We start from the raw sequence: 24,332 nt of genomic DNA, 5'->3' as shown, positions 1-24,332 counted from the left end.
TCAGGTCTTGCTTACGCGACGCACGGTATCAGCCGATCCGCCATGCCTTGCGGCGTCTCGGCCGACTTCTCTCTTCCATTGTTGACGAGATCGGATGCTCGGTTGAGGGCGCTGCGAATGGCGCACGAGGCGTTCTCGCAGAAATCCGAGACGCGCGACGGATCGACCTCGCCGTCAGGGCCGCGATGGGCGCGGATGACGTCGATCGAGGCCATCGCCATGGCATTGACGCCGTCGATGATGCTTTCGAAATCGCGGCGGAAGCCCTCGTCGAGACCCTCGTAGATCTCGAGCGCGCGGGCGGAACCCGGAAGAAGCGATTTTGCGAAGTATTCCCGATAGGTCACGGGACGCCATTCGAGAAGCTCGTCGAGCATCTCCGGCAGTAGGGTCGGCAGGTTCTCGATCAGCAGGAGAACCTCGTTGAAGTGATTGAGGTAGTCGTTGGCAATGCCGGATGCGGGATTGACGAGGCTTGCCGCGCGCTCTTCCAAGGAGTCTGTCGCGCTGGGTTCCTCCGATGCGATCCCCGTTTCAGCCGTTGCCATTTTTCGCCGCCCGCGTTGAAGTTTCGTCCGATTCCAGGACGATACTCCACGGCGTTAGCTAATAATCGGTTACGAACGCCGGAACAGGACGACCGCTGAAAATCCGTCATACGTATTGGTAGTGCGCTCTGAGAGCGGGGCGGTCCACTCGCGATTGGCGACGGCGGCATGCGGCTTCGGAGTTGTAGGTCGCCCTGATCAGCGCGTCTGCGTGCCGGAGATGAGATCCGCCACGAGCTCCTTCTCGCGATCGACAGGCTGCTCGATGACAAGGGCAAACTGGCTCTTCGACTGCGCCAGGCGGCACAAGAAGATGCGCTCGTCCTGGCATTCGAGAGCGATGAGGCTCTTGGTGTCGACGTTGAGGCGGAGAATTTGCCCGGGCTCGAGCGCGGCAATCTGATCGAGGGTCATCTCGGGTCCCTCGAGGACGCCCTTGAGCAGCATGTCCGAGGACGCGAGGCCGTCCTGCATCTTCTTCTGCCAGTCGGGGTCGACGCTCGTGCCATCGAGGGCGCGCGTGCGCTCCAGCAGCTTGCGGATCGGGTGCAGGGCCGCCTGGGGGATGATCATGAACATGCGCCCGCCGTTGTCGAGGATTTGGAACAGGACCTGGACGGCAATGACGGGGATGTCGGTCTGCCCGAGGATCTGGAAATCGAGCTTCGTCTCCAGCTTCTCGAGTTCGAAATTCACGTGCGTGATCGGGTTCAGGAGGTCCTCGAGCTCCGGAATGACGATGCCGAAGACGCTGCGCGCGAGGCGGGCCTCGAGAGAGGTGAAGGGGCGGTCGGATTCGAACGGCGGCATGCTGCCGTCGCCGCCGAAGGCCGCGTCGATGAGCGAGAAGATGAAGCGGCGGTCGAGGCCGACGACGATCTTCGCGTCCCACTGGCGGCAGTAGTAGATGCCGGCGATGCTGTCCTCGTAGGACTCGAGCACGTCCCAGGAGTTGCCGCTCTCCATCTGGTTGACGAAAAAGGACGACGGGACGTTGCAATACTCGCGAAAGCGTTCCGCGAGCGTCGTCACCAGACGCTCGAGCACGCCCTTCAGGACGTGCAGGCGCTCGACCTCGAGCTTCGGCGGCTCGAGTAGCTTCTCCGTGGCGGGCTGGCCGCCGGAGTCGCGTATGTCTGCGTACTCCTCCCGCATCACTCCTCATCCTCCTCGGGATTGCCGATCTCGATGATGCCCTTCTCGATCATCTCCATGGCCGCATCTGCAATGGCGCGCCGCGCCTTCTGGACCTCCTTCGGAGACGCCCTCTTGCCCGTCGTGAGCTCCTGCTCGATCATGCGGCGGGCGCGGGCGGGCGTGGCCTCGAGGATCAAGTCGATCATCCTCGGCTCGGCGCCGAAGAGGGCGGTGATGGTACGGTCTGCCGGGATGCCGTCGAAGAGTGTGACCAGCGCCGGCTGCGCGAGCTTCTGCAGATCGTCAAAGGTGAAGAGAAGGCTGCGGACAAGCTCGGCCTCCTTCGGGCGATGCTGGTCGAGATCGGTCAGGATCTCGTCCATCTGCTTGCGCTCCATCTTGTTGATGATGTCGGCCAGACGAGCATGGATGGTGGGGCCGGTGTTCTTGGCGCTCTTGTAGAGCAACTCCTCCTTGACGGCGCCTTCGAGGATCTGGATCGGCCTCTCGAGCACGATCTTGAGAGCCAGCATGCGGCGCATGATCTCGTTGCGCAGCGGCCCGGGCAGCATTTTGAGCGAGGCAGCCGCGTAGGCGGGCGGCGTGCGCGAGAGGACCAGGGCCGAGACCTGAGGATGCTCCTTCGCCAGATACTGTGCGGTGGAGAGTTCCGGCACCTCGCCGAGCTTGATCCAGATCGACTGCAGCGACTTCGATCGCACCTGAGTCATGATCTCGGCGATCTGCTCGGGCGGCACCACGCCGGAAAGAAGCGCCTCCACCTCGTGGGCGGTGGCGATGAGATCGCCGCCGGTGCGTAGGTGCCGGGCGAACTCCTCGATCAGGGCGTCCAGAGTTTCCTTGCTCACCGCGCCGAGGTCGGTCGCGGTCTGCGCGATGAGCTTGATGTCGTCCTCGTCGAAGTGCTTCAGGATGCGCGAGGCGACCTTCTTGTCCATGGAAAGAAGCAGGGCGGCCACCTTCTTCGGGCCGGTCAGCTCCGCTTGCTCTGCAGGCTCCTCGCCCCTCGTCGATCGTCTCGCGGCCTGCGCCTGGGTCATCGGTCGCTCAAGGTGCCATGGTTGGAGGCGCGAATCCTTTTGGGCGCCCCCGCACGGGGCCGCTCCATCGCTGCTTTCCGTCAACGCAAATGCTACCCGAACGCCCCGGAAGCCCAAGTTCCAGGCTTCCGCGATTTGCCTTGAGCGAGGCTTGAGGTTCGAGGAGACCTACAACTCCGCGCGGCCGTTCCTCGGGCGTCTGTGGCCTCTATCCCGCACGATTGGATATTAGCCGAACCGCTGCCAGGTGACGGTCACCTTGGTGCCGACGGGCACGCGCGGGTAGAGGTCCAGCACGTCCTCGTTGTACATGCGAATGCAGCCCTTGGAGGCGGCCGTGCCGATGGTCCAGGGTGCATCGGTGCCGTGGATGCGGTAGGCGGAGGAACCGAGGTAGAGCGCCCGCACGCCGAGCGGGTTCATCGGATGGCCGCCCGGGACCCAGCTCGGGAGACGCGGGTTCTCGCGCAGCATGGTCGGCGTCGGTGTCCAGGACGGGTTGACCCGCTTGTCGGACACGCTGGTGACGCCCGACCAGCGGCTCTGCTCGCGCGGAACGGCGATCGGGTAGCTGATCGCTTCGCCCTTCTTGTGGACCCAGTAAAGCTTCTTGTCGCCGAATGAGACGATGATCTGGCGCGGCTCGTATTTCGGGCTGAAGCGAACGACGGAGCGTGATCCGCCGTCCCAGAGGAACGAGAAGAGGTCCTGGGCCGAGGCCCGAGGCGGCGCAAGCGCGGCAAATGTCATTGCAAGTGCGGCCAGAAGAGACAGACGTCCGATGCCGGCCGTGCACGGGCTCCAAGTTGCGGAACGCTCGATCGTCATGCGAGAGGCTCCCCCTGAGTTCGTCATGCTACCCGGATGCTAAGCGTCCGAAGCAGTTGTCGACAAGGTGTATTCGGTGTCGGCCGGGTGCAACAGCGGGCTATTCCGTACTCAAGGTCAACGGAGCGCTGTGTTGCATTTCTGCACCCCCTGGTTGTGGTGGCTACAGGAGGCGGGGCTGGTCAGGCCCCGGCTCGTTTCCGAGCTGGCGCCGCAGCCAGCATTCGACAAGGGCGAGAATGAAGCGTGTCTCGGCGGGCTGCAGGGGATGACCGCGTGGGATGCCGTGCCATTTGGCGAGGCATCCACGGCAGCATGTGGCGGTTGCGTGTTGGGCCACGAACACGGGGTGGCCGCGAAACGGTGTCTGCTTGCCGTCCCGCGCGGGATTGGCCGGCGCCAAGCGTTTCTCGATGAAGCCCTGCGCATGATCGAGCACCGCTTCGAGCCCTTTGCTTATGAGGTAAGCCCGATCCTCCCGCCCCAGCTTGAATCGGCGCCGGAACGGTGACCTCGAAAGCTTTGCGAGGATGTCTTCGATCTCGTTCATGGGGCCGATGATGCGATACGCTGGCCACCTGCAAGCGGCGCGGTACATCACGCGCCGCTTGTGGCGGGTGAGGGCCGCTCTCGTGCCCTCAGCCAAAGTGTATCACTCGGCAGGCTTTTCCTCGCCAGCCGCTTCGGCGGGGGCCGCATCGCTCGATGAATCGGCCGATGCATCGCTGGTGGCGGCCTCAGGCTCGGCGGGTTGCTCGTCCTGGGCAAAGGCCGAAGCGCCCCACGAGGCCGCCACCAGCAGGGCGGCCAGGGCAAACGGCAGGACTTTCAGCGTTCTCATGCGCGTCTCCTCTTGTTGATGCGGACGCGCCGTCGCGTCCGATTTCAGGTCCCGGCGAGACCCGTGCGCGCGACTATCTCCTTGACGCCTTACCCTCATCTGGCGACGCCGTTACAAATCCCGTAAGGTCAGAGGCGCGTGCTGCGCCGTGATCGCCGAAACCGCTTACGACCGCGACGGGAAGGCGACCGAGACCTTGAGACCGGGGTGGTTGTCGGCCAGCGCAACGCTTGCGCCATGCAGATCGGCGATGGCACGCACCAGACTCAAGCCGAGGCCGTGCCCTGGGCTCGAGCGCTCCCGCTCCAGACGGTAGAACCTGCGGAAAACGTTCTCGTGCTCGCTTGCCGGGATGCCGGGGCCGTTGTCGGCGACATGCGCGACCGACCCGCGGGAGGTGTTGGTCAGCCCGAGCTGGATGGTGGTTCCCTCCGGGCAGTGCTGCAGCGCATTCTCTATGAGATTGGCCATGAGCTGCACGAGAAGCTCGTGATCACCGCGCACGATCGAGCTCGGCGACTGCGCGGTGTTCCACGCCAGCTTGAAGCCCGAGTCCTCGATGACCGGGGCATACGCCTCGGCGACATCATCGAGCACCTTCGAGAGATCGATGTCGATGAAGCGCGCGCGCCGATCGCCGGCCTCGAGCTGCCCGATATTCAGGAGCGCCTCGAATGTCGACACGATGCTGTCCACCTCGGCAATGGCCTCCTCCAGGATGCCCTTGATGGCGGGGCTTGCGCTGTCGATCTCGCTCGCGCTTTCGAGCTGCTGGCGCAGGCGCGTCATGGGCCGTTTGAGATCGTGGGCGATGTCGGTCGAGGACTGGTTGGCATTCTGCACCAGCCGCTCGAGCTGGGTCAGCATGGCGTTGATGCGCTCGCCGACCTCGTCGAGATCGTGATGGGGGAGCTTGATCGGAACGCGCCTCGCCAGCTCGCCGGCCGAGACGGCCGAGAGTGTGTTCGCGATGTCGTCGATGCGCCTCTGCGCGCCGCGCGCGAGGTAGATGCCCGAGCCGACGCCCAGGATCGCCGTGGCCAGGATACCCCAGCCGAGGCTGCGCATCAGGATCAGGCGTGCCTGCTGCACCTCGCGGTCCGAGCGTCCGATCAGCAGCATGCCCTTGGAGACCGGCGTCCAGACCGCGAAAAATCGGTCATGGCCGGCGCGGTCATTGGCGATATCAGGGAGGTGCGAGCGCTCGAGAACGCGCCATCCCTCGAAGGGACGCTCGGAGCGGATGTTGCCGGCGACGATGGCGCCCTTGCCGTCGAGGACCGCGAAAATGCTGTCGGCCTCGCGGACGGATTCGGCCTCGTCGATGACGACGCTCACGAGCTCGTCGAAACCATAGCGCCGGTCGATCGCAAGCAGGGCGTCGCGCGTATTGAGGATGCGGGCGCGCACGCCGTCCTCGAGGCCGTCGGCCAGGCGCACGATGAGCATGGCGAAGAGCGCCGACACGCTGACCGTGATGAGGAGGGTGAATGCGACGGCAGAGCGAACCTGCGTGCGCCGGAAGAGGTCACGGACTGTCATTGATGGAATAGCCGCTGCCGCGAATGGTATGGATCAGCGGTTTCGAGAAGGGCCGATCGATCTTCGCGCGCAGGCGCGAGATGTGTGTCTCGACGACGCTGGTGCGCGGATCGAAGTGAAACCCCCAAACGCGCTCGAGCAGCATGGTCCGGGTCACCACGCGGCCCTTGTTGCGCATCAACGTCTCGAGCAGCACCAGCTCCTTGGGCTGGAGCTCGATGCGCTCCTGTCCGCGTGTCACCTTGCGGCTTGCAACGTCGAGCTCGAGGTCGCCCACGCGGAAGACGTCGCCGTCCGACCGCATCGGCGCGCGCCGGCCGAGCGCGTTGACGCGGGCGAGGAGCTCGGCGAAGGCGAACGGCTTCACGAGGTAGTCGTCTCCGCCGACATCGAGGCCCTGCACGCGATCGTTCACGCCGCCGAGCGATGTCAGGAAAAGGATCGAGACGCGGCTGCCTGCGGTTCTGAGCGTCCGCGCGAGCGACAGCCCGTCCATGCCCGGCAGCATGCGGTCCAGGATCACGATGTCGTAGTTCTCGCGGATGGCGAGGGCGAGGCCGTCCTTGCCGTCGGACACCACGTCGATGGTGTGCCCGGCCTGCACGAGACCCTTGGAGATGTAGCGAGCGGTCTCCTTATCATCCTCGACGAGAAGCAGCCGCATGCTGGGCTCCCTTTGAGGCCGTCCGGCCAGTCTTTCGGGTCGTATAGCATCAAATACGCTTCACCAAGAGGGTATGGAGGACGCGGCGCCGGAAACTGAAAAGAGCCCGAACGCGCAAGGCGTTCGGGCTCCGGGTACCCTGCAAGGGTTGGGTACCAAACAGGGGCAGTCCACGAGGGGGGACCATTGTTCAGGAGCTGGCTGTGGGCGACACGAAGGAAGCCCACTCTCAGAGACTGCCCACCCGCCAGAGTAGGGATGCAAGCTTACCCGCTCATGTCTCCCACCTTACATTTGTGGTAAGCTCATCGCGCGACCGCGAATGGCCTTGGTCCCGTGGGTAGTGTCCCACTTCCGAGGGCGCGGTTTTTTTGTTTTGGCCGCCCGCGGGCGGGCTTGTTCTCTCGTATTTCAAGCCTCAAACAACACTTCTTCAAACGGGGAGCATAAAGAATGACGTTTCAGTATGCGGCGCGCGTCCTCAGGATCGCCGGGCTCGGGGTTCTTATGGCCGCTGCCTTCGCGAGCGCGGGTGTTGCGCGCGAATGCAAGTCGGAAGCGGTGGTCGCGCAAGGCCACCCCGCGACGTTGAGAGACCTCGGCGCCTATCCGAACTCGCTTTTCGCCTGGCGCAAGGCCGTGGCCGAGAAGTATGGGCCGGAGTTCAACTCCTGGCGCTACGCCGAAAAGCGGTCGGTCGACTGCAAGGAGAAGGACGGAAGCTGGATTTGCAAGCGCGAGGCGCTGCCTTGCAAGGATACGCTCTCGACCGTTATCGCCGGAGAGAAGCTCGAGAAGTTCACATGTAAGAACGATCCCGTCTCGTCGTACGGACGGCGCGAGGCCAAGGAGAGCGCGGCCGTCGATCAGGCCAAGTGGGCTTGGCGCATCGATGTCGGCAAGAAGTATGATGCGTCCTGGGCGAAGTGGGATAACGCGACGGGCGCCGACTTCGATTGCCGGAAAGTCGGCGATAAGTTCCAGTGCGTCGGCGTCGGCACGCCCTGCAAGGAGAAATAAGATCAGGCCGCTGCGGCCGGCGGCACCGGAGCCGCCGCCGCGTCGGTGGTCGCCGCCTCGTGCTCGTCCGAGGTTTCTGCGAAGCGCGAAATGACGAAGGCGACCAGTGCCAGGATGAAGACGAGGGGAAGGTTGCGGCCGACCCCTCGTATGAGCCCGGGAAGCGCAACCGGCGCCGCGGAGGCGAAAATCGCCCGGACCTCCGGGGAGAACAGGTCGGCGGTGTCCGCAGCGTCGTCCGATGATCCTTCGGCGGTGCTTGCAGACGGCTCCTCAGCGGTCTCCGCGGCCGGGCGCTGCTCGATGCCGACGATGGCCATCGTCACCAACCCGATCACGCAGAAGAGCGCGGCCATCAGCGCGTAGGCCGTGACCGCGCCATACAGCTCGACGAGCTTCACCGCGAGCGCGGCTGTGGCGAAGCCTCCTGCCACAAGAAGCGGAACAGCGACCAGGGCTCGACCCATGACCCTTGTGACCGCCTGGTCGAACGACCGCTCGGCGCGCTTGAAGAGACCTTGAAACATCGGCGGTTCTCCGCGGTGCGGATTTGCGAGACGGCTCGCTTCTCCGCGGGCTCAGTACTCAGGATTTCCAGAGGGCGCCGATCACGAAGCCGATGCCGGCCGCGATCGCGAGCGTCGTCAGCGGCTGATCCTTGACCGACTTGTCGACCGCGGTCTTGAAGTTGTCGGCCACGACCTGAACCTGCTCGGTGGCCTGGCGGCCCTGCTCGGCGAGGTTCTGGACCGTGCGCTCGATCTGCTCGCCGGTCCTCTCGGCCATGTTGACGGCCTTGTCGGCAAGCTCATCGGCCGCTTTGCGGCCGTAGTCGCTGGCCGTGCGCGTGTTGGTGCTCGATGTCGACTGTGCCATGGGAAAACGGAGCTCCTTTTTTGTCTGAGGACGGCGGGACGCCGTCTCTGCGCTAAACGCCGTCCATGCGCCCGTAGTTTCATCGGTGAGGGTACGTTTTGCGCGGGCTCATCCGGGCAGCTCGGGCGCGTCCTCCGGGAACAGGTGGCGGAAGGTCACCATCGTCGTCATCAGGATCGGGACCGCGACAAAGGCGCCGATGGGCCCCCACATCCAGGTCCAGAAGCCTATGGCGAGGAACACCGCGAACGGGTTCAGCGTCATGCGGCGGCCCATCAGCGCGGGCGTGAGGAAGTGTCCCTCGACGGCGGTCATGACGACGTAGACGAGCGGCGCGACAACGGCCTCCGAGATGCTGGGAAACGTGAAGAGGCCGATCAGGAACAGCACGGCCACCATGATCGCGGGGCCGATGTAGGGGATGTAGTTCAGCACGGCCGCGAGCACCCCCCACAGCATCGGATTGGGCAGGCCGACCACATAGGCGAGGATGGTCGTCGCGAGCCCGAGGCACAGATTGACGATGGTGAACGTACCGAAATAGACGGTGGTGTTGCGCTCGATGTCGGCGAAGATGCGCAACGCCGTGAGTCTCGCTTCGCGGCTCGGGAGGATGAGAACGGAGCGGTTTTTGATCTGCTTCTGGTAGATCATGTAGAAGACCAGCGCGCCAAGAAACAGGATGCCTTGCGTGACCGCCGGCGTCAGGAACGCGACGATCCCGCTTACGATGTTGGTGCTTTCCTCGACGTGTAGGCCGGAGCCCGACGCCTGGCCGGTCGCCTGGCCGACGGCGTTCGTGAGCTCCCTCAGAAAGTCGAGGGGCTCTGTGATCGATTGCAGCTTCTCGCGGATCAAGGCGCCGAGCTCGGTTGCGCGCCCCAGCCAGTAGGTGAGCGGCAGCGACAGAAGGGCGGCGACCGTCAGCAGAACCGCGACCAGGGCCAGCGTCACCGCTGCGACCGAGGCGACGCGGGGCAGTCCGCGCTTCTCCATCCAGGCGACGACGGGCAGCAGGATATTTGCGACGACCCAGGCCAAGATGACGGGGACGAACACCTCCTTCATGAGATAGAGCGCGGCGAGCAGTGCGAGGGCGAAGAGACCGGTGACGGAGACGTCGGCCACCAACTGCCAGGTCTCCGCGGCCGATTTTTCCTCAGGTTCCTTCTCCAGGACCTCCCCGTCGTTGGCGCGCTGCCTCGATTGCGACGTCGCTTCTGCGGCTAGTGTCATGTTCTTACTCCGCGTTCGATGCGCTCTTGCCCTTCTTGTCGCGTGGCCCGCCGCTCCGCGGGCTCTCCTTCCTCAGCGCGCCTGCGATGGTGCGTCCGGCGCCCGCGGCTTGTGACCAGACCGACCTCCAGCTCCAGGTGTCACGCAGCTCGTGGAGGCAACGGAGGAGCTGGGCGCGCATGGCTTCCGGCAGTGCGTCGGCGATGCGCTCCCAGAGGCGCTCGACGTTGTACGGCGTCTCCGGGTCGGCGAGGCTCACGGCGACCGCTTCGTCGGCTGCAAAGCCCAGGTCGGCGGATGCGGCGGCGATCGCATCGCGGATGTTGCGTGCTTTCTCGTCGTTACCGGCGGCGAGGTCGTAGGGTGGTGACCACTCGCCGAAAGGCCGCAGCCGGTCGATGTGGGTTGCGACGAGAACCAGCGGCGGGCGTCGCCGGTTCAGGCGGGCGGCGAAGTGAGCGCGCAGCGCCGCGAGCGCCTTGCGGTCAAGCTCGCGGTCGGCGCGGTGGGCGGCGACGACCCAGAGCACGAGGTCGCTGTCGGCGGCCTTCTCCAGCAGGGCTTCGAGCGTCTTGGGGTCCGTGCCGAGCCCGGGGCTGTCGACGACGAGCGCCGCGGGGAGGCCTTCGCGCTCGAGCATGTAGGGCGTGAATGCGGAGGTGGCGGGCAGCGCGTCCGTGGCGGCGCGAGCCTCCTTCGCAAGCGCGTTGACGAGGCTCGATTTGCCGACGCCGGTCTGGCCGGCAACGAGGATGCGCAGGGGCTCGGTGCGTGTCTGGCTCACGGCCGCCTGGTCGGCTGCGGTCTCCTCCGAGACGTATCCGGACAGCGCCTCGGTCGAGACGCGCAGGCGGCCGCCGTAGAGATCGATGGCGGCGCGGCCGATCTCCAGCACGTAGGCTTCCGTGAGCTTGCGCGAGACGGTGTCGCGGCCCCATTGCATCATGGCCTTCGAAAGCTGCTCGCGCGCTTCGTTGGCGGCGGCTGTGGCCGGGTTGGCGAGACGGACGACACGCCAGACGTCATAGGCGCGCTCTGCCCAGTCCAGCGCGCCGCGCCAGCGGTAGAGTGTCAGGGCCTGGGCAACGGTTAAGCGGTCGCCGAACGGTACGCTCTCGCGCACGAACATGCGGAGGCGGCGCGCAACGCGCTCGATGATGGCCAGGGCTTCCGGCGTCGTGAACTGCCAGACCGGGTCTTGCCGACCGGCATGAACACGCCTGGCGACGATCTCGATGGTCTCCCGGCCGAGTGCAAGGAGGGCTTCGGGGCTTGTAATGCGGTCGGGGTCGGTGCCCCGTGCGAGCACCCTGACGTCACTCCACGCCTGCTCCTCGAGCGGCGACCAGCCGAAGCGCAGCGCATCGTCGTCACCGCGATCGTCCTCAGTGGGCTGCTCCTCGACCGGCGCGGGCGGTGCGCCGGGCTCCGGCAGCAGGTGACGCTGGGCGAGATAGACGAGCGCCACCGCGGCGAGGGCGAAGGCCGTCCAGTAGAGGAGATAACCGCTCTGCCACAGCCAGATGCTGCCGAGCGGAATGAGCGACAGCGCCGGTACGAGCAGGCCGATGGCGATCAGGATAAGGGAGGCCGTGCGTCTTGCGCGCGGCGGGGCAATAGGCTTGTCGCTCATGATCGATCACTCATGGGGCGGGCCTCGCGGCTCTGCTCGGCGGCCTTGCGCTCGCGCGCCATGCGGAACGCCTCGCGCAGCGCCTGCTGATAGGCCTCCGCGATGCCGCCGCGGTCGGTGGTGCCGAGGCGGCGGCCGTGCAGATAATACACTGCGGCTTTGCCGAGGGCATAAGTGACGGCGAAGCTTGCCGCGGCCGAGGCGGCGGCCCCGGCTGTCTGGCCGTACACCGGCAGGAGCTTGGCGAGCTGGCGCAGGCCGACGCCGGCCGCGACCTTGGCGACGGTGCCAGCGCCGATAGCAGCGGTGAGCTCGGCATAGGCGCGCTTGTCCCATTCGACGCCATAGAGGCGGCCGAGCTGGCTCAGCATGCGGGCCTGGATGGTGGATGCAGCGATGGCGCCTGCCACCGGGATCGGCACGAGGTCGCCGCCGGCCGCGGCCATGGCGTGGCCCATCACGATCGGATCGGCGGAGCGCGCCTTCGGGTCGGCCTTGAAGCCCGGCATGGCAGAGAGTGCGGCCAGCATGCCGGCCGGCGCCACGGTGGCAAGCGCCTCGGTCAGCGCGTCGAGACCGTAGTCGGCGGGGGGCAGGCCGTCCGACGGCTTGGTCAGATCGACGGGAACAAAAAGGAGCCCCCCGCGCCCCGGCAGCTTGTCGAACAGCGTCCTCTGGTGCGCGAGTGCGCGCATCAGATCGGTCGGGATCCTGGCGATGACGTCCGGCGACGCACCGGGCTCGAAAGGATAGGGGAGCGTGTGGCACTCGCCCGGGCGATAGGCATCATGGAGGCTGGTCTGGGCGACGACGATCGGCCAGTTCGGATGGCGGACGCGGACCTGCTGCAAGGCGTCGAACAGCGCGCTCTGATCGGTGTCCATGGCGCGCACCGTGGCGAGCACGAGGTGGGCCGCCTGCTCACTGAACGCGAGATCGTCGGTCGCATCGTAATCGGCCTCGCCGAGGCCGCGTGTGTCGAGAAAGCGGAGCACGGGCGTGTCGGTCGGGAAGGCGTAGAGGCGTGCGGTGCGTGTGCAGGGGCGGAAGCCGTCGCCGATCTCGGCGTCGCTGCTTCCCGTGATGGCGCGGATGACGGACGTCTTGCCGCTCTGCACCTTGCCGAGCAGCCAGACGACGGGCGCATAGGCGAGCGCGTTAGCCTCGCCTTCGGACGCCATGTCCGCGCCTGGGCTGCCGGTCTTCTGGTCGGCTTCGGCGCGAGGGGGATTGTCGCGCTTCCCCGATCGGCCGGGCAGCACGCCCTTCAGCGCCGCAGCCCATCTTGCCATGGAAGTCTCTCGCTGGTGCCGAACTGGTGAAGGATGCCGTCCTTCGGGGCGGCAAGAGAAAACGCCCGAGAACGCCTTGGGTTCCCTCGGGCGATGGTGCTCGATCGACGTCAGGCCTCAGGATTCTTTGCGCTGCGCCTTCAGATAGTCAATGATGAGCTTTCTCTGCTCCGCATCCTGAATGCCCGCGAACGGCGTCATCGTCGTGTTCGAGGCAATGGACTTGGGATCGGAGATGAACTTGTCGAGCGTCGCCTCGTCCCACGTGATCTCCGATGTCAGGCTGCCGGAGTAGTTGGCGAAATCCTTGGCTTGTCCGGCCGGCGCGCCGAAGATGTTGTGCAGCGTCGGGCCGAGGCGGTTATCGTCCGGCTTCACCGAATGGCAGTTGCGGCAATGCGTATTGAAGGCAACCTGCCCGGCGTCGTCGGGGCCGGTGTTGGCCGCAGCCGTCTTCTCGTTCGCGCTTGCGAAGCCGGAAAACGCGGCGGTCATTGCCGCTGCGAACAGTACGACTCCAGTTCTTAATGTTGGCCTTTTCGGGCTTTTCATAGCGCTCTCCTTTTGCGGGAGCTTCTGCGTGAAAACGCGTCCATGGCGGTTCCGGTTCCTGGATTTCTCGGGCCGTCAGGGCCTTCGTGCCATGCGGAAGGACCTGCGCGGAAACCGCTTTTCGAGCGCTGTGGTATCGGTTTAGCGGTCGTGTATGATTATTCCCGTGCAGCCGAATTTCTCGCCGCGGGGACCGAACAGTCGATGATGAACAGGATGACCAACGCGGTTAGAAGCCGCGTACCGGAAGTCGCGGGCGCCGCGCTCCTGGCCATCGTCGCTATGACCATCTGGATCGGCACGAGATACCTCAATCAAGCGGACTGGGTACGCCATACGCTCGAGGTCGAAACGGCACTCTCCGACACGTGGTCGCTGCTGCAGGACGCCGAGATCGGTCAGCGCAGCTTCGTGCTGACCGGCGAAGAGGCGTATCTCACGCTCTATACGAACGCGCGCGAGAAGATGCCCGTGGCGCTCGACCGGCTGCACGCCCTGGTGGCCGACAATCCGGCGCAGGTCTCTGCGCTCGAGGCCGCGCGTCCGCTGATCACGCAGCGCCTCGCCTTCGCCGATGAGACCATACAAATCCGTGTCTCGGACGGTCCGGAGGCTGCGAAGACGAAAGTCACGGAAGGGCACGGGCGGCGCTTGACTGAGGATCTTAGGCTTCGTTTTGCGAGCATGCGGAACGTGGAGCAAAAGCTGCTCGCCGAGCGCGAGAGTGCGACGCTCTGGACCGCTACGGTGTTTGCGATCGCGACGGGGCTCGCGCTGCTGGCTACGGTTGCGGCGCTGGCGGCGTGGATCTTCAACACGCGCCGCATCGGCTTGGAGCTCGCGGGCGCCTACCGGATGCTGCAGGAGTCGGTTGCGGAGCGTGATCCCGCGGAGCAGCAGATCCGGCAGATGCAGAAGGTCGAGGCCGTGGGCCAGCTCACGGGGGGCATCGCGCACGACTTCAACAACATGCTGGCCGTCATCATGAGCGGGATCGGTCTGGCGCAGAAGCGTTTCGCACGAGGCGAAGGCGGCGTCGAGGAGATGCTCAGCGGCGCGCTCGATGGCGCAAACCGAGCTGCGACGCTGGTCAGGCGCCTGCTCGCGTTCTCACGCCAGCAGCCGCTTGCGCCCAAGCCCATCGATGCCAACAAGTTCGTGGCCGGGATCTCGGAGCTGATCAGTCGCGCGATCGGCGAGGCGATCAACGTCGAGACCATCCTCGGCGGTGGCTTGTGGATGACGCACGCCGATCCCGTGCAGCTCGAGAGCGCGCTTCTCAATCTTTGCGTCAATGCGCGCGACGCCATGCCGGAAGGCGGCAGGCTCACGGTCGAAACAGCGAATTGTCATCTCGACGACCGCTATTCGCGCCTGCATCCAGGCGTGCCCGCGGGACAGTACGTGCTGATCGCCGTCACCGATACCGGCACAGGCATGACGCCCGAGGTGCTGGCGAAGGCGTTCGATCCGTTCTTCACCACAAAAGACCAGAGCAAGGGGACGGGGCTCGGGCTGTCGCAGGTCTACGGCTTCGTCAAGCAGAGCGGCGGCCACGTGAAAGTCTACTCGGAGCTCGGCGAGGGTACGACGGTGAAGATCTATCTGCCGCGCCACTATGGGGCGGATACTGACCGGCCCGAGGTGGAGCGGAAGGTGGCGGAGAGCACCGGAACGGAAACGGTTCTCCTGGTCGAGGACGAGGCGCGGGTGCTCGACCTGACGGCGGCGAGCCTACGCGAGCTCGGCTATACCGTGCTCGAGGCCCGCAGCGCGCAGGAGGCGCTCGATAAGCTCAAGAACGACGTGGCGGTGGACCTTCTCCTGACCGACATCGTCATGCCGGAAATGAACGGGCGCAGGCTCGCAGACGAGGCCGTTGCGCTGCGGCCGGAGCTCAAGGTGATGTTCATGACGGGCTTCACGAAGAACGCCGTCGTGCACAACGGCGTTCTCGACCCCGGCGTACATTTCCTGGCCAAGCCATTCTCGCTCGAGGAGCTATCGATCAAGATCCGCGAAGTTCTGGAAACGCACCGGAGCTAGTCAGGTCCGCGCGTAGGTTTTCGCCGGCTGGCAGGTGTATCGCGAGACGTAGAAGTTGGGGTGTGCCTCGACCCACTTGGCACCCTCGATCTGCGAGGCGATCAGGCAGCCGGTCAGGCCGACGTGCTCATCGAGCTGGATGGGATTGGCCTCTCGGCACGAGGCGCCGACGACGACGGAACACACCGTCAAGATAAGCTCGTACACGGGAGCCTCCAGCGATCAGTCTTCTTGCCCCTTGCGGTATAATTCCGATCCCTGACGTTGGTTCCGATACGGGCAACGCCCGGCGGATGAATCCGCCGGGCGTTGCGGTGGCCAGTGTAGTCCGCAGCGTCAGGCGGCGCGTCGGTTGAGCCGGCCTTCCGCGAGCGTGGTCAGCTTGGCGTCGGTGGCTTTCTCCTCGTCCAGGTTCTTGAGGAGCAGGCTCGCGCAATCGTTGCGCCCAAGCTGCTTGGCCCATGCGACGAGCGTGCCGTAGCGGCTGATCTCATAGTGCTCGACGGCCTGGGCGGCAGCGATCAGCGCCGCATCGAGCACGGCGTTGTCGCCGACCTCGCCGGCTACGTCGTCAGCCTCGGCGATGATGCCGTCGATGGCCGGGCAGGCCACGCCGCCGATCTCGACGCCGTGCAGCTTGAACACCTGCTCGAGGCGATCGATCTGGCCCTTGGTCTCCTGGAGGTGCTTCTCGAAGCCGGCCTTGAGCTGTGCATCGGAGGCCTTGGAGATCATGGTCGGCAGAGCCTTCGTGATCTGGTTCTCGGCGTAGTAGATGTCGCGCAGCGTGTGCACGAAGAGGTCGTCCATCGTCTTGATGTCGTGTGTGAAGAAGCCCATGGCTCATTCTCCTTTCTGTTGTTTCTCATGTTTGCTTCAGGCTCGGGAATGGTGGCTCAGTCGTAGCCGCCGATGATGGGAAGCAGCTCGCCGGTGATGTAGCTCGCGCAGGTGGGTGCAGCGAAGAAGACGTAGGCTGGCGCGATCTCCTCGGGCTGTGCGGCCCGCTTCATCGGCGTTCCCGATCCGAATTTGCGCACCTCCTCCGCGGGGCGATCGGCGGGATTTAGCGGCGTCCAGACCGGGCCAGGTGCGATGGCGTTGACGCGAATGCCGCGCGGCAGAAGGCTTGCCGACAGCGAGCGCGTGAAGGCGTGGATGCCACCCTTGGTCATTGAATAGTCGAGCAGCTCCTTGCTGCCCTGGATGCCGGTGACGGAGCCCGTCATGATGATGGAGCTGCCGGGCTTCATGTGTGGCACCGCGGCGCGAGCGAGGTAGAAATAGCCGTAGAGGTTGGTTTTCAGCGTGCGGTCGAAGTGCGTGTCGGTGATGTCGGTGATAGCGCCGGCGTGTTCCTGGAACGCTGCGTTGTTGACGAGGATATCGAGGCTGCCGAAGACCTCGATGGTGCGTTCAACCGCCTTCTTGCAGTATGCGGGATCGGAGACGTCGCCGGGGAGCAGCAGGCACTTGCGGCCTTCCGCTTCGACGGCGCGCTGGGTCTCGTGGGCGTCCTCGGTTTCCTCGAGGTAGGAGATGGCGACGTCGGCGCCTTCTCGCGCGTAGAAGACGGCGACTGCGCGCCCGATGCCGGAATCGCCGCCGGAGATCAGCGCAACCATGTCCTTGAGCTTATCGGATCCCTTGTAGTCGGGCGCCTCGTACATGGGCGCCGTCTCGAGGTCCTTCTCGAGGCCGGGCTTGGTCAAATGCGTCTCATCCAACGTCTCGGGATAGGCGCGCTGGCCGGCCTGAACAGGGTTCTGTTTCGCTTTCGGCTTCTTGCTTTTCTTCTCATCGATCTCGTCGATGTGCTCCTGAATTCTGCGGCCTTCCTCGGCAATGCGCCTCGCGCGCTCCAGCGGCTTGTGATCGGTCATCCTGCGTGCCTCCAAGCCCCGACCTGTGGGGAGAACGCCGAGACGCGTGTGGAGTTGCACTCCTTGTTGCGGTGCCGTGCGGGAACGGAGCAGCCTCGCTGCCGTTAGCTAGAAAAGGAAACTCGAGACCACGGAGGTGCGAAGACAATCATGCGCACCGCGAGAAAACCAAGGTTCGTTCTCGGCAGCGCGATGCTCGGCGTGCTCGCGCTTCCGCTTGCCGGGTTGGCGCAGACGCCGCCCAAGCCATTACCGCCCGCTCCGCCGGAGGTCATGGAGCCGCCCGGCGAGAATCCGGCGCCGCCGTCCGACCCGAGCACGGGCGGAGCCGAGCCGAAGGAGCCGCTGACGAAGGAGCTCAAGGAGGGCGAGGGCGTGATCGAGCCGCCGCGCGGCGTCGATCCCGGCATCGAGAAGAAAGTGCCGGAGGACTTCGAGGGGAGGACGCCCGTCATCCCGCCGCCGGGCGAGCCGGGCGGACAGCAGGACGTGCAGCCCAAGTAAGGCTCAACACGCAAAAGAAAACCGCGGCTTTCTTGTGGGAGCCGCGGTTTCCTTTGTTCGTGCGTTCAGAGCCGCGCGTCAGCCCCAATGAAGCCGGGCCTCGCTGGCTGGATGGGCAAGGTGCACGCGCTGATCGATGCGGTTGACCCAGGCCATCGGAATGTAGTGGTGCTCGCCGTTCGCGGCCGGGTCGTTCTTCGTCAGCTTGATGATGTCGGCACCCTCGCAGTGATCGACAGTGCCGACGTGCTCGCCGTCCGAGCCGACGACCTCCATGTGCTCCCTGATCTTCGATGAATCGATCATTGACGATCCTCCTCGCGTTTCTGGTTTCTTGTGTGGCGGGTCTCTGCGGCCGCTGGTCTCCGTGGACTCGCGCTTGACCTCGGCCTGGGCGTCAGGCGGGATCGGCGGCCCCGGAAGGACGGATCTCGTGCCGCTTTCGGCCGACGTGCTGTCGGCTGTAACGGCCTTGCTCACGGCCTCCTCGTCGAGCTGAGACTTCTCGATATCCGTCGCGCTCTGCGGCGTGGTGCCGCCGGGGGTCGGCGCGCGGTTTTGCTTCTGCGCCTTTTTGTTGCTTGGGCCCATGACACGCTCCGGTTCTCCAACGTGGCACCGGAATCCAACGCGCGCGGAAGGTGAGGGTTCCGCGCGCGTCGGCGGCGGCTCAAGCGCTTTTCAGCGGCGCATGGGCCGGCACCGGCGTTGCCGGCGCAGGGGCGCCGCGGCGCAGGTAGCGCTCGCCGATGTTCAGGAGGATCGGCGCGGCGATGAAGATCGACGAGCTCGTTGCCAGAATGAGGCCGAACAAGAGCGTCAACGCGAACTCTCTAAGCGCCGGTCCGCCGAACAAGGCCAGCGGAGCAATGGCCAGGAACAACGCCAGCGAGGTGCCGATGGTTCGCGACAGCGTCTCGTTGATCGAGCGGTCGATGATCTCGCGCAGCGGCGTCTTCTTGAAGCGCACGAGGTTCTCGCGCACGCGGTCGTAGACCACGACCTTGTCGTTGATCGAGAAGCCCATGATGGTGAGGATGGCGGCGATCGAGGTCAGGTTGAACTCGAAGCCGGTCAACGCCAGGAAGCCCACGGTCTTGGTGAGATCGAGGAACATGGTCACCACCGCGCCGACCGCGAACGGCCATTCGAAGCGGAAGGTGATGTAGGCGAACATGGCGACGGCGGCGAGGCCGAGCGCCCATAGGCCATCGCTCAGAAGCTCGGCGCCGACCGAGGGGCCGACGACTTCGACGCGGCGGATCTCCACGCCGGGTGCCGCCTTCTCGACGGTCTCCCGCGCCGTGCGGATGGCCGCCTGTTGCGCTTCCGGCGTGCCGTGTGGGTGCTCGAAGCGGAGCAGCACGTCGTTGTCGGCGCCGAAGCGCTGCACCTGGGCGGCGCCCAGCCCCGCGTTCATCAGCGCGCCCTGCAGCGCCGGTGCATCGGCAGCGGTCGGCGTCTTGGCCTCGATCACCACACCGCCCGCGAAGTCGATGCCCATGCGCAGGCCCGGATGCACCGCGAGCCCGATCGAGGCGAGGCTGATCAGGGCCGAAACGATCAGGCCCGTGTAGCGCGCCTTCATGAACTGGATCGCGGTGTGGTCGGGGAAGAAGCGGAAGCGGGTGCCGATGGTCAGCGTCTTGGGCCGCGTCCGCTTCAGCCACCAAGCCGTGAGCAGGCGTACCAGCACGATGGCCGTGAACACCGAGACGATGATGCCGAGGCTGATCGTCACCGCGAAGCCGCGGATGGCGCCCATGCCGACGACGAACAGGATCAGCATCTTGATCAGCGTCGTGAGGTTGGCGTCCATGATCGTCGTGTAGGCACGCCGCACGCCGGCCTCGATGGAGGCGATGACGCCGTTGCGCTTGCCCAGTTCCTCGCGCGTACGCTCGTTGATCAGGATGTTGGCGTCGACCGCCATGCCGAGCGCGAGCAGGATGCCGGCCATGCCCGGAAGCGTCAGGGTTGCGCCCATCATCGACAAGCCGGCGATGGTGAGGGCCAGGTTGACGAGCAGGGCCGCGGCGGCGAAGAGGCCGAAGCGGCCGTAGGTCGCGATCATGAAGCCGACGACGAGAACGAAGCCGGCGACGATGGAATAGAGGCCGGCGCGGATGGCATCGGCGCCGAGGCTCGGGCCGATAGTCCGCTCCTCGACGATAGTGAGCGGCGCGGGCAGGGCGCCCGCGCGCAGCAGCACGGCGAGATCGTTGGCCTCCTCGACGGAGAAGCTGCCGCTGATCTGGCCCTGCCCACCGATGAGGGGTTCGCGAATCACGGGTGCGCTGATCACCTTGTTGTCGAGCACGATGGCGAAGGGCTGGCCCACGTGCTTTGTGCTGACGTCGGCGAAGCGGCGCGTGCCGATGGAGTCGAGCGCGAAGTTGACGACCCAGCCGCCCGCGCGCTGGTCGATGCCGGCCGTGGCGCGCGTCAGGTTCATGCCGTCCACCTCCACGTGGCGGCGGACCGGGAGCTTGTCCACGCCCTGCGTCCGGTCGGCCATGGGCAACAGCTCGACATCCGGGCCGGCGGCGGTGCCCTGGGGCGCGACGAGGCGGAAGGTCATCTTCGCGGTGGAGCCCAGCAGGCGCTTGATGCGGTCGGGATCGGAGACGCCGGGCAGCTCGACCAGGACGCGGTTCTGGCCCTGGCGGGCGACGACGGGCTCGTTGACGCCGGTCTCGTCGATGCGGCGACGCACGATGGAGATCGACTGCTGGACCGCCTTGGTCGCGAGGTCGGTCACGGCCTCGGGGTTGAACGTGAGAGTCAGAACGTTGGCGTTCGTCGACGACGAGAAGACCAGCGCCTGGCTGGGGCCGTCGACGCGCTCGGCGAGGACGTCGCGAAGGGCCTGGCGGGCGGCGGCGAGCTGCGCTGCGTCGGCGACCGTCACGGCGATGGTATCCTTGCCGGCCACGATGGAGGTGAATGGGACCTTCGCCTTGCGCAGCGTATCGGCGACGGCGGAGCGCGTGCCGGCCATGCGCTCCTTGACGACGGAGTTCATGTCGACCTCGAGCAGGAGGTAGGAGCCTCCCTGCAGGTCGAGCCCGAGGTTGACGCGGGGCTGCGGGACCCAGGCCGGCAGCGTGCCGGGTGCGAAGAGGTTCGGTATCGAGAGCAGGATGCCGAGCAGGCAGACGCCGAGGATCATCGCGGTCTTGAAGCGCGAGAAGTGAAGCATGATCGAATTCCCCATGTGCTCGAGGCCGCCCGGGGCGTTTGCCCGGACGGTCGATGCGAGAGATGAATGTGTGGCTTGCGGTGGAGAGCTGATCAGGCGTGGGGAGGCGCGCGCGTGCGTCCGTCGCGCGTGCGCGCGATGCTCAACGGCAGGAGGAACGGTGCAGGCAGGACGGTAATGCGCGCGCCGGTCCAGCGTCCGGTGTCGATGTCACCCGCCGCGAGGGCGGCGGAGGGATCGTCGAGGCCGCCGAGATTCAGGGACGGATCGATGGTGTCGGGACGGACGGAAGCAGGCTTTCCGGTGGTGCGGACGTCGCGTCCGTGCTCGGCTATCGACAACCCGCCGGCGAAGCTGGTGTTGAGGCCAAGCGACGTCGCGCCAGCCAGCGCGCCAAGGACGACGGCCAGGAGGGCAGACCAGGAATTCCGGCTTTGCTGCCGGCCGCTCGGCCGATGCGTCACGTCGGTTGTCCTACGTCAGGATGACCCCAACATAGGGCAAGTCGCGGAAATAGCTAGTGCGGCTGCTAGGACTTTGGAATCTCAATAGCAATGGCGGTTGCCTCGCCGGTGTCGATGCAGGCGGATGCGACGCAGCAGAATCCCGATCAGGCGGGTACGGGTGGCGCCAATGGGGGCAGGGCGCAGGCGCCGTTCACGTTGACGCGGTCCCGCGCGGTGCCGAGCTCCTTCTGGGGGCTGCCCGCAAGGTGCTACTTGAGCGCTGAGGCGGGATGAGGTTCTCTTGTCATCGAGGTCTGCGGGGCTGGGATCGGTCAGCCTAGGCCTCACATCGGGGGTTGGACATGATCCTTGGTCTCGACGGCTTTACGCTCCTTCATATCCTGATCAGCCTCGTTGCCATTGCGTCCGGCTTCCTGGTCGTGGGCGGGTTCCTGTCGAATACGCGGCTCGACAGCGTGACTCACGGCTTCCTCGCGACGACGGTGGCCACGAACGTGACCGGCTTCGGGTTCCCGTTTGTCGAGCTCCTGCCCTCGCACATCGTCGCCATCATCTCGCTCGCGGTGCTGGCTGTGGCGATCTATGCGTACTATTTCACTGGGCTCGTAGGCGTGTGGCGTCCGGTCTACGTGGTGAGTGCGACGACAGCGCTCTACCTCAACGTCTTCGTGCTCATCGTGCAGACGTTTATCAAGAACCCGGCGCTCGCCGTGCTGGCGCCGACGCAGTCGGAGCTTCCGTTCGCGGCAACGCAGGGCGGCGCGCTGGTGCTGTTCCTGCTTCTCGGCTGGCTCGCCTTGCGGCGGTTCCAGGCCGTGCACGTCTGACGCTTCTTCCTTTGTCGCCTATGGCTTGGCGCGCGCGGCGGCCAGCTCCTCGACGAGGAGGCGTGTCTCGTGGAGGCGCGGTTTCGACAGCGGCGCCAGGAAGCGGTAGGCGACGGGTGTCAGGAACAGCGTGAAGAGCGTTGCGAAGCCCAGGCCGCCGACGATGACCCAGCCGAGCGCGAGGCGCGCCTCGGCTCCGGCGCCGTGCGCGATGACGAGCGGTATGGCGCCGAGGACGGATGCCGCCATGGTCATGATGACCGGACGCAGGCGGGTGGTGGCGGCGTCGCGGATGGCGGTATCGATGTCGGCGCCCTGGTCGCGACGCAGGTTGGCGAACTCCACGATCAGGATGCCGTTCTTGGCCATGATGCCGACCAGAAGTACGAGCCCGATCTGGCTGTAGATGTTCATGGTGCCGCCGGTGAGCTGGATAGCGAGCGTCGCGGCGGCGAGACCGAACGGGACGGTGACGAGGATGACAAGCGCGCTCACCGTGCTCTCGAACTGCGCCGCCAGAACCATGAAGACGACGAGCAGCGCGATGGCGAACACGAAGGCGGTGTTCTGTGTGGTCTCGGACAGCGTGCGTGCCTCGCCGAGCAGGATGATCGACATCTGCGGCTCGAGCACCTCGGCGGCGATGGCGCGCATGGTGGTCACGGCGTCGCCCAGCACCATGCCCTCGTCGAGGTTGGCGGTGATCGCCACGGAGCGCTGACGGTCCTCGCGGCCGAGCGTCGGGGAGATGGCATTCTCCTTGATCGTGACCAGGGACGACAGGGTGATGAAGCTGCCGTTGGTGGTCTTTACAAAGAGATTGCCGAGATCGATCGGATCGTCGATCGGCCGTCCGCCGGCTTTCACCTGCACCTCGACGATCTCGTCGCCGATGAAGAGGTCGGCCGCCTTCTGGTAGTCGACCATGGTGTTGATGAGGCTGGTGATGGTTTCGATCGGAACGCCGAGCTTGGTCGCCGCCTCGCGGTTGATGCGCACCGAGAGCTGCGGCTGTGTCGTGTCATAGTCGGTGCGGGTGTTGCGGAAGCCCGGCGTGGTGGCCAGCCTGCTGGTCAGTTTCGCGGCGACGTCGGCAAGCTTGTCGTAGTCGGGGCCGGCGATCGCGAACCGCAGGCCCTGGCCGCCGCCGCGGATGCCCAGGCTGTTGGCGGAGCGCAGCGAGACCTGGAGTCCAGGAATCCCCGAGAGCTTCTGCTGCAGCTCCCCCTGGATCTGCTGCTGGGTGCGCTCGCGGGCGCTCCAATCGGCAAGGGCGGCCACGACGGATGCGCTGTTGGTGCCACCGGCGCCGACGGTTGCCAGGACGCTCGTGATCTCGCCGTTTTTCTTGAGCTCGGCGAGTGCATCCTCCACCTTTTCCGTGAGCCTCGACATGTAGTCGAGGTTGGTGCCCTGCTGGGTGCGCAGGCTGATCTGGATCGTGCCGCGATCCTCCGACGGCGTGATCTCCTGGGGAAGCGTCTTGTAGGAAATCCAGCCGAGGGCCGCGAAGCCGAGGCAGACCAGGACGACGAGGTAGCGTGCCTTGAGCGCGATATCGAGGATGCGGGCGTAGGACGCGGCGAGCGCGTTCGAGAGGCGCGCAAACCAGCCTTGCTGCTCGGCGCCCGTGCCGTGCGGTGCGCCGGCTCCGAGCCGGGCGGCCAGCATGGGGCAGACCGTGAGCGCGACCACCGACGAGATCGTCACGGAGAACGCCAGCACGAACCCGAATTCCGAGAATAGGTTGCCGACGACGCCGGGCATGAAGGAGATGGGGACGAAGACGGCGATGAGGGTCGCCGTGGTGGCGAGCACGGCGAAGACGATCTCGCGCGTGCCGATCACGGCCGCGGCGCGGCGCCCGGCGCCCATGGCGCGGTGACGGGCGATGTTCTCGACGACGATGATCGCGTCGTCGACCACGAGCCCTGTGGCGATCACGAGCGCGAGCAGGGTCAGCACGTTGAGCGAGAAGCCAGCAAACCAAATGGCGGCCAGCGTACCGATGAGCGATACGGGGATCGAGAAGGCGGGCGCTACAGTCTCGCGCGCGGACCCGAGGAAGGCGAAGATGATCAGGATCACGATTACGGTCGCGAGAATGAGGGCGATGACGACCTCGCGCACCGATTCGCGGATGAAGATCGCGTCGTCGGAGGTGATGGCGATG

At 65.8% G+C, this 24,332-nt stretch carries 25 protein-coding genes; 4 read left to right on the top strand and 21 right to left on the bottom strand.

Annotated features, from left to right (window positions below; all coding sequences use genetic code 11):
• Positions 1 to 11 precede the first annotated feature (11 nt).
• The 8 genes from IT540_RS06230 to IT540_RS06195 form a co-directional block, all read right to left on the bottom strand.
• A complete protein-coding gene (locus IT540_RS06230) occupies positions 12 to 494 on the bottom strand; it encodes a hypothetical protein (RefSeq protein ID WP_291174556.1) in 483 nt (160 codons plus the stop codon).
• A gap of 252 nt (positions 495 to 746) precedes the next feature.
• Positions 747 to 1,703 carry a flagellar motor switch protein FliM gene (locus tag IT540_RS06225; RefSeq protein WP_291174554.1) on the bottom strand — a complete coding sequence of 319 codons (957 nt, stop codon included), beginning with the start codon at positions 1,701 to 1,703 and terminating at the stop codon, positions 747 to 749.
• A complete protein-coding gene (locus IT540_RS06220) occupies positions 1,703 to 2,746 on the bottom strand; it encodes a FliG C-terminal domain-containing protein (protein WP_291174552.1) in 1,044 nt (347 codons plus the stop codon). Before IT540_RS06220 ends, IT540_RS06225 begins: the two co-directional genes overlap by 1 nt.
• A gap of 228 nt (positions 2,747 to 2,974) precedes the next feature.
• A complete protein-coding gene (locus IT540_RS06215) occupies positions 2,975 to 3,574 on the bottom strand; it encodes a L,D-transpeptidase (protein WP_291174550.1) in 600 nt (199 codons plus the stop codon).
• 163 nt (positions 3,575 to 3,737) lie between these two features.
• Entirely contained in the window at positions 3,738 to 4,124 is a 387-nt protein-coding gene (locus tag IT540_RS06210; protein ID WP_291174548.1) for a DUF4186 domain-containing protein, read from the bottom strand.
• 102 nt (positions 4,125 to 4,226) lie between these two features.
• On the bottom strand, positions 4,227 to 4,415 hold the full coding sequence (locus tag IT540_RS06205) for a hypothetical protein (protein WP_291174546.1): 189 nt from the start codon (positions 4,413 to 4,415) through the stop codon (positions 4,227 to 4,229).
• A gap of 165 nt (positions 4,416 to 4,580) precedes the next feature.
• Positions 4,581 to 5,957 carry a HAMP domain-containing sensor histidine kinase gene (locus IT540_RS06200; protein WP_291174544.1) on the bottom strand — a complete coding sequence of 459 codons (1,377 nt, stop codon included), beginning with the start codon at positions 5,955 to 5,957 and terminating at the stop codon, positions 4,581 to 4,583.
• Entirely contained in the window at positions 5,944 to 6,621 is a 678-nt protein-coding gene (locus IT540_RS06195; RefSeq protein ID WP_291174542.1) for a response regulator transcription factor, read from the bottom strand. Before IT540_RS06195 ends, IT540_RS06200 begins: the two co-directional genes overlap by 14 nt.
• 453 nt (positions 6,622 to 7,074) lie before the next feature.
• Between IT540_RS06195 and IT540_RS06190 the strand changes: the two genes are divergently transcribed.
• Entirely contained in the window at positions 7,075 to 7,641 is a 567-nt protein-coding gene (locus IT540_RS06190) for a hypothetical protein (RefSeq protein WP_291174541.1), read from the top strand.
• Positions 7,642 to 7,643: 2 nt separating this feature from the next.
• Here the strand turns inward: IT540_RS06190 and IT540_RS06185 are convergent, their stop codons facing one another.
• The 6 genes from IT540_RS06185 to IT540_RS06160 form a co-directional block, all read right to left on the bottom strand.
• Positions 7,644 to 8,168: a hypothetical protein gene (locus IT540_RS06185; protein WP_291174538.1), complete on the bottom strand. Its 525-nt coding sequence runs from the start codon at positions 8,166 to 8,168 to the stop codon at positions 7,644 to 7,646.
• Between the two features lie 58 nt (positions 8,169 to 8,226).
• Entirely contained in the window at positions 8,227 to 8,517 is a 291-nt protein-coding gene (locus IT540_RS06180; protein WP_291174536.1) for a hypothetical protein, read from the bottom strand.
• A 108-nt stretch (positions 8,518 to 8,625) separates the two neighbouring features.
• Complete coding sequence (locus tag IT540_RS06175; RefSeq protein ID WP_291174534.1) at positions 8,626 to 9,753, bottom strand: AI-2E family transporter; 1,128 nt, start codon at positions 9,751 to 9,753, stop codon at positions 8,626 to 8,628.
• A gap of 4 nt (positions 9,754 to 9,757) precedes the next feature.
• On the bottom strand, positions 9,758 to 11,386 hold the full coding sequence (locus IT540_RS06170; RefSeq protein ID WP_291174532.1) for a GTPase: 1,629 nt from the start codon (positions 11,384 to 11,386) through the stop codon (positions 9,758 to 9,760).
• Positions 11,383 to 12,678 (bottom strand): DUF697 domain-containing protein, encoded by a 1,296-nt coding sequence (locus tag IT540_RS06165; protein ID WP_291174530.1) that lies wholly within the window; start codon positions 12,676 to 12,678, stop codon positions 11,383 to 11,385. Before IT540_RS06165 ends, IT540_RS06170 begins: the two co-directional genes overlap by 4 nt.
• 117 nt (positions 12,679 to 12,795) lie before the next feature.
• Positions 12,796 to 13,173 carry a c-type cytochrome gene (locus tag IT540_RS06160; RefSeq protein WP_291174528.1) on the bottom strand — a complete coding sequence of 126 codons (378 nt, stop codon included), beginning with the start codon at positions 13,171 to 13,173 and terminating at the stop codon, positions 12,796 to 12,798.
• 273 nt (positions 13,174 to 13,446) lie between these two features.
• Between IT540_RS06160 and IT540_RS06155 the strand changes: the two genes are divergently transcribed.
• Positions 13,447 to 15,276: a CHASE3 domain-containing protein gene (locus IT540_RS06155; RefSeq protein WP_291174526.1), complete on the top strand. Its 1,830-nt coding sequence runs from the start codon at positions 13,447 to 13,449 to the stop codon at positions 15,274 to 15,276.
• Here the strand turns inward: IT540_RS06155 and IT540_RS06150 are convergent, their stop codons facing one another.
• The 3 genes from IT540_RS06150 to IT540_RS06140 form a co-directional block, all read right to left on the bottom strand.
• Positions 15,277 to 15,483: a hypothetical protein gene (locus IT540_RS06150; RefSeq protein ID WP_291174524.1), complete on the bottom strand. Its 207-nt coding sequence runs from the start codon at positions 15,481 to 15,483 to the stop codon at positions 15,277 to 15,279. It lies immediately after the preceding gene.
• Positions 15,484 to 15,612: 129 nt separating this feature from the next.
• Complete coding sequence (locus IT540_RS06145; protein WP_291174522.1) at positions 15,613 to 16,116, bottom strand: ferritin-like domain-containing protein; 504 nt, start codon at positions 16,114 to 16,116, stop codon at positions 15,613 to 15,615.
• A 56-nt stretch (positions 16,117 to 16,172) separates the two neighbouring features.
• Complete coding sequence (locus IT540_RS06140) at positions 16,173 to 17,159, bottom strand: SDR family oxidoreductase (protein ID WP_291174520.1); 987 nt, start codon at positions 17,157 to 17,159, stop codon at positions 16,173 to 16,175.
• A 150-nt stretch (positions 17,160 to 17,309) separates the two neighbouring features.
• On the opposite strand from IT540_RS06140, the gene IT540_RS06135 reads away from it, so the two are divergent.
• Positions 17,310 to 17,663: a hypothetical protein gene (locus IT540_RS06135; protein WP_291174518.1), complete on the top strand. Its 354-nt coding sequence runs from the start codon at positions 17,310 to 17,312 to the stop codon at positions 17,661 to 17,663.
• Positions 17,664 to 17,741: 78 nt separating this feature from the next.
• Here the strand turns inward: IT540_RS06135 and IT540_RS06130 are convergent, their stop codons facing one another.
• The 3 genes from IT540_RS06130 to IT540_RS06120 all read right to left on the bottom strand — a co-directional run bounded on the left by IT540_RS06130 (position 17,742) and on the right by IT540_RS06120 (position 21,329).
• Positions 17,742 to 17,969 carry a DUF2171 domain-containing protein gene (locus IT540_RS06130; protein WP_291174598.1) on the bottom strand — a complete coding sequence of 76 codons (228 nt, stop codon included), beginning with the start codon at positions 17,967 to 17,969 and terminating at the stop codon, positions 17,742 to 17,744.
• Positions 17,970 to 18,333: 364 nt separating this feature from the next.
• Positions 18,334 to 20,865 (bottom strand): protein translocase subunit SecD, encoded by a 2,532-nt coding sequence (secD, locus tag IT540_RS06125; protein WP_291174516.1) that lies wholly within the window; start codon positions 20,863 to 20,865, stop codon positions 18,334 to 18,336.
• Positions 20,866 to 20,957: 92 nt separating this feature from the next.
• Positions 20,958 to 21,329 carry a hypothetical protein gene (locus IT540_RS06120; RefSeq protein WP_291174514.1) on the bottom strand — a complete coding sequence of 124 codons (372 nt, stop codon included), beginning with the start codon at positions 21,327 to 21,329 and terminating at the stop codon, positions 20,958 to 20,960.
• A 344-nt stretch (positions 21,330 to 21,673) separates the two neighbouring features.
• On the opposite strand from IT540_RS06120, the gene IT540_RS06115 reads away from it, so the two are divergent.
• Positions 21,674 to 22,159, top strand: a complete 486-nt coding sequence (locus tag IT540_RS06115; RefSeq protein ID WP_291174512.1) for a hypothetical protein — start codon at positions 21,674 to 21,676, stop codon at positions 22,157 to 22,159.
• A gap of 18 nt (positions 22,160 to 22,177) precedes the next feature.
• On the opposite strand, the gene IT540_RS06110 is transcribed toward IT540_RS06115, so the two are convergent.
• Positions 22,178 to 24,332, bottom strand: a 2,155-nt coding sequence (locus tag IT540_RS06110; RefSeq protein WP_291174510.1) for an efflux RND transporter permease subunit, incomplete at its 5' end; no start/stop codon positions are given.

The sequence above is a fragment of the Hyphomicrobium sp. genome (genome assembly GCF_020852195.1).
In the GTDB taxonomy this organism is placed as follows: Bacteria; Pseudomonadota; Alphaproteobacteria; order Rhizobiales; family Hyphomicrobiaceae; genus Hyphomicrobium_C.
The sequence above is the reverse complement of the archived record's forward strand: the minus strand, read 5'-3'. Positions and strand labels throughout refer to the sequence as shown.

What these genes read in the sequence shown, in the direction of transcription:
- IT540_RS06225 (WP_291174554.1), bottom strand. Translation starts at nt 1,703, where the DNA reads ATGCGGGAGGAGTACGCAGACATACGCGACTCCGGCGGCCAGCCCGCC.
- IT540_RS06195 (WP_291174542.1), bottom strand. Translation starts at nt 6,621, where the DNA reads ATGCGGCTGCTTCTCGTCGAGGATGATAAGGAGACCGCTCGCTACATC.
- IT540_RS06130 (WP_291174598.1), bottom strand. Translation starts at nt 17,969, where the DNA reads ATGATCGATTCATCGAAGATCAGGGAGCACATGGAGGTCGTCGGCTCG.
- IT540_RS06190 (WP_291174541.1), top strand. Translation starts at nt 7,075, where the DNA reads ATGACGTTTCAGTATGCGGCGCGCGTCCTCAGGATCGCCGGGCTCGGG.
- IT540_RS06170 (WP_291174532.1), bottom strand. Translation starts at nt 11,386, where the DNA reads ATGAGCGACAAGCCTATTGCCCCGCCGCGCGCAAGACGCACGGCCTCC.
- secD (WP_291174516.1), bottom strand. Translation starts at nt 20,865, where the DNA reads ATGCTTCACTTCTCGCGCTTCAAGACCGCGATGATCCTCGGCGTCTGC.
- IT540_RS06140 (WP_291174520.1), bottom strand. Translation starts at nt 17,159, where the DNA reads ATGACCGATCACAAGCCGCTGGAGCGCGCGAGGCGCATTGCCGAGGAA.
- IT540_RS06175 (WP_291174534.1), bottom strand. Translation starts at nt 9,753, where the DNA reads ATGACACTAGCCGCAGAAGCGACGTCGCAATCGAGGCAGCGCGCCAAC.
- IT540_RS06185 (WP_291174538.1), bottom strand. Translation starts at nt 8,168, where the DNA reads ATGTTTCAAGGTCTCTTCAAGCGCGCCGAGCGGTCGTTCGACCAGGCG.
- IT540_RS06180 (WP_291174536.1), bottom strand. Translation starts at nt 8,517, where the DNA reads ATGGCACAGTCGACATCGAGCACCAACACGCGCACGGCCAGCGACTAC.
- IT540_RS06135 (WP_291174518.1), top strand. Translation starts at nt 17,310, where the DNA reads ATGCGCACCGCGAGAAAACCAAGGTTCGTTCTCGGCAGCGCGATGCTC.
- IT540_RS06165 (WP_291174530.1), bottom strand. Translation starts at nt 12,678, where the DNA reads ATGGCAAGATGGGCTGCGGCGCTGAAGGGCGTGCTGCCCGGCCGATCG.
- IT540_RS06145 (WP_291174522.1), bottom strand. Translation starts at nt 16,116, where the DNA reads ATGGGCTTCTTCACACACGACATCAAGACGATGGACGACCTCTTCGTG.
- IT540_RS06160 (WP_291174528.1), bottom strand. Translation starts at nt 13,173, where the DNA reads ATGACCGCCGCGTTTTCCGGCTTCGCAAGCGCGAACGAGAAGACGGCT.
- IT540_RS06205 (WP_291174546.1), bottom strand. Translation starts at nt 4,415, where the DNA reads ATGAGAACGCTGAAAGTCCTGCCGTTTGCCCTGGCCGCCCTGCTGGTG.
- IT540_RS06215 (WP_291174550.1), bottom strand. Translation starts at nt 3,574, where the DNA reads ATGACGATCGAGCGTTCCGCAACTTGGAGCCCGTGCACGGCCGGCATC.
- IT540_RS06115 (WP_291174512.1), top strand. Translation starts at nt 21,674, where the DNA reads ATGATCCTTGGTCTCGACGGCTTTACGCTCCTTCATATCCTGATCAGC.
- IT540_RS06220 (WP_291174552.1), bottom strand. Translation starts at nt 2,746, where the DNA reads ATGACCCAGGCGCAGGCCGCGAGACGATCGACGAGGGGCGAGGAGCCT.
- IT540_RS06155 (WP_291174526.1), top strand. Translation starts at nt 13,447, where the DNA reads ATGACCAACGCGGTTAGAAGCCGCGTACCGGAAGTCGCGGGCGCCGCG.
- IT540_RS06200 (WP_291174544.1), bottom strand. Translation starts at nt 5,957, where the DNA reads ATGACAGTCCGTGACCTCTTCCGGCGCACGCAGGTTCGCTCTGCCGTC.
- IT540_RS06210 (WP_291174548.1), bottom strand. Translation starts at nt 4,124, where the DNA reads ATGAACGAGATCGAAGACATCCTCGCAAAGCTTTCGAGGTCACCGTTC.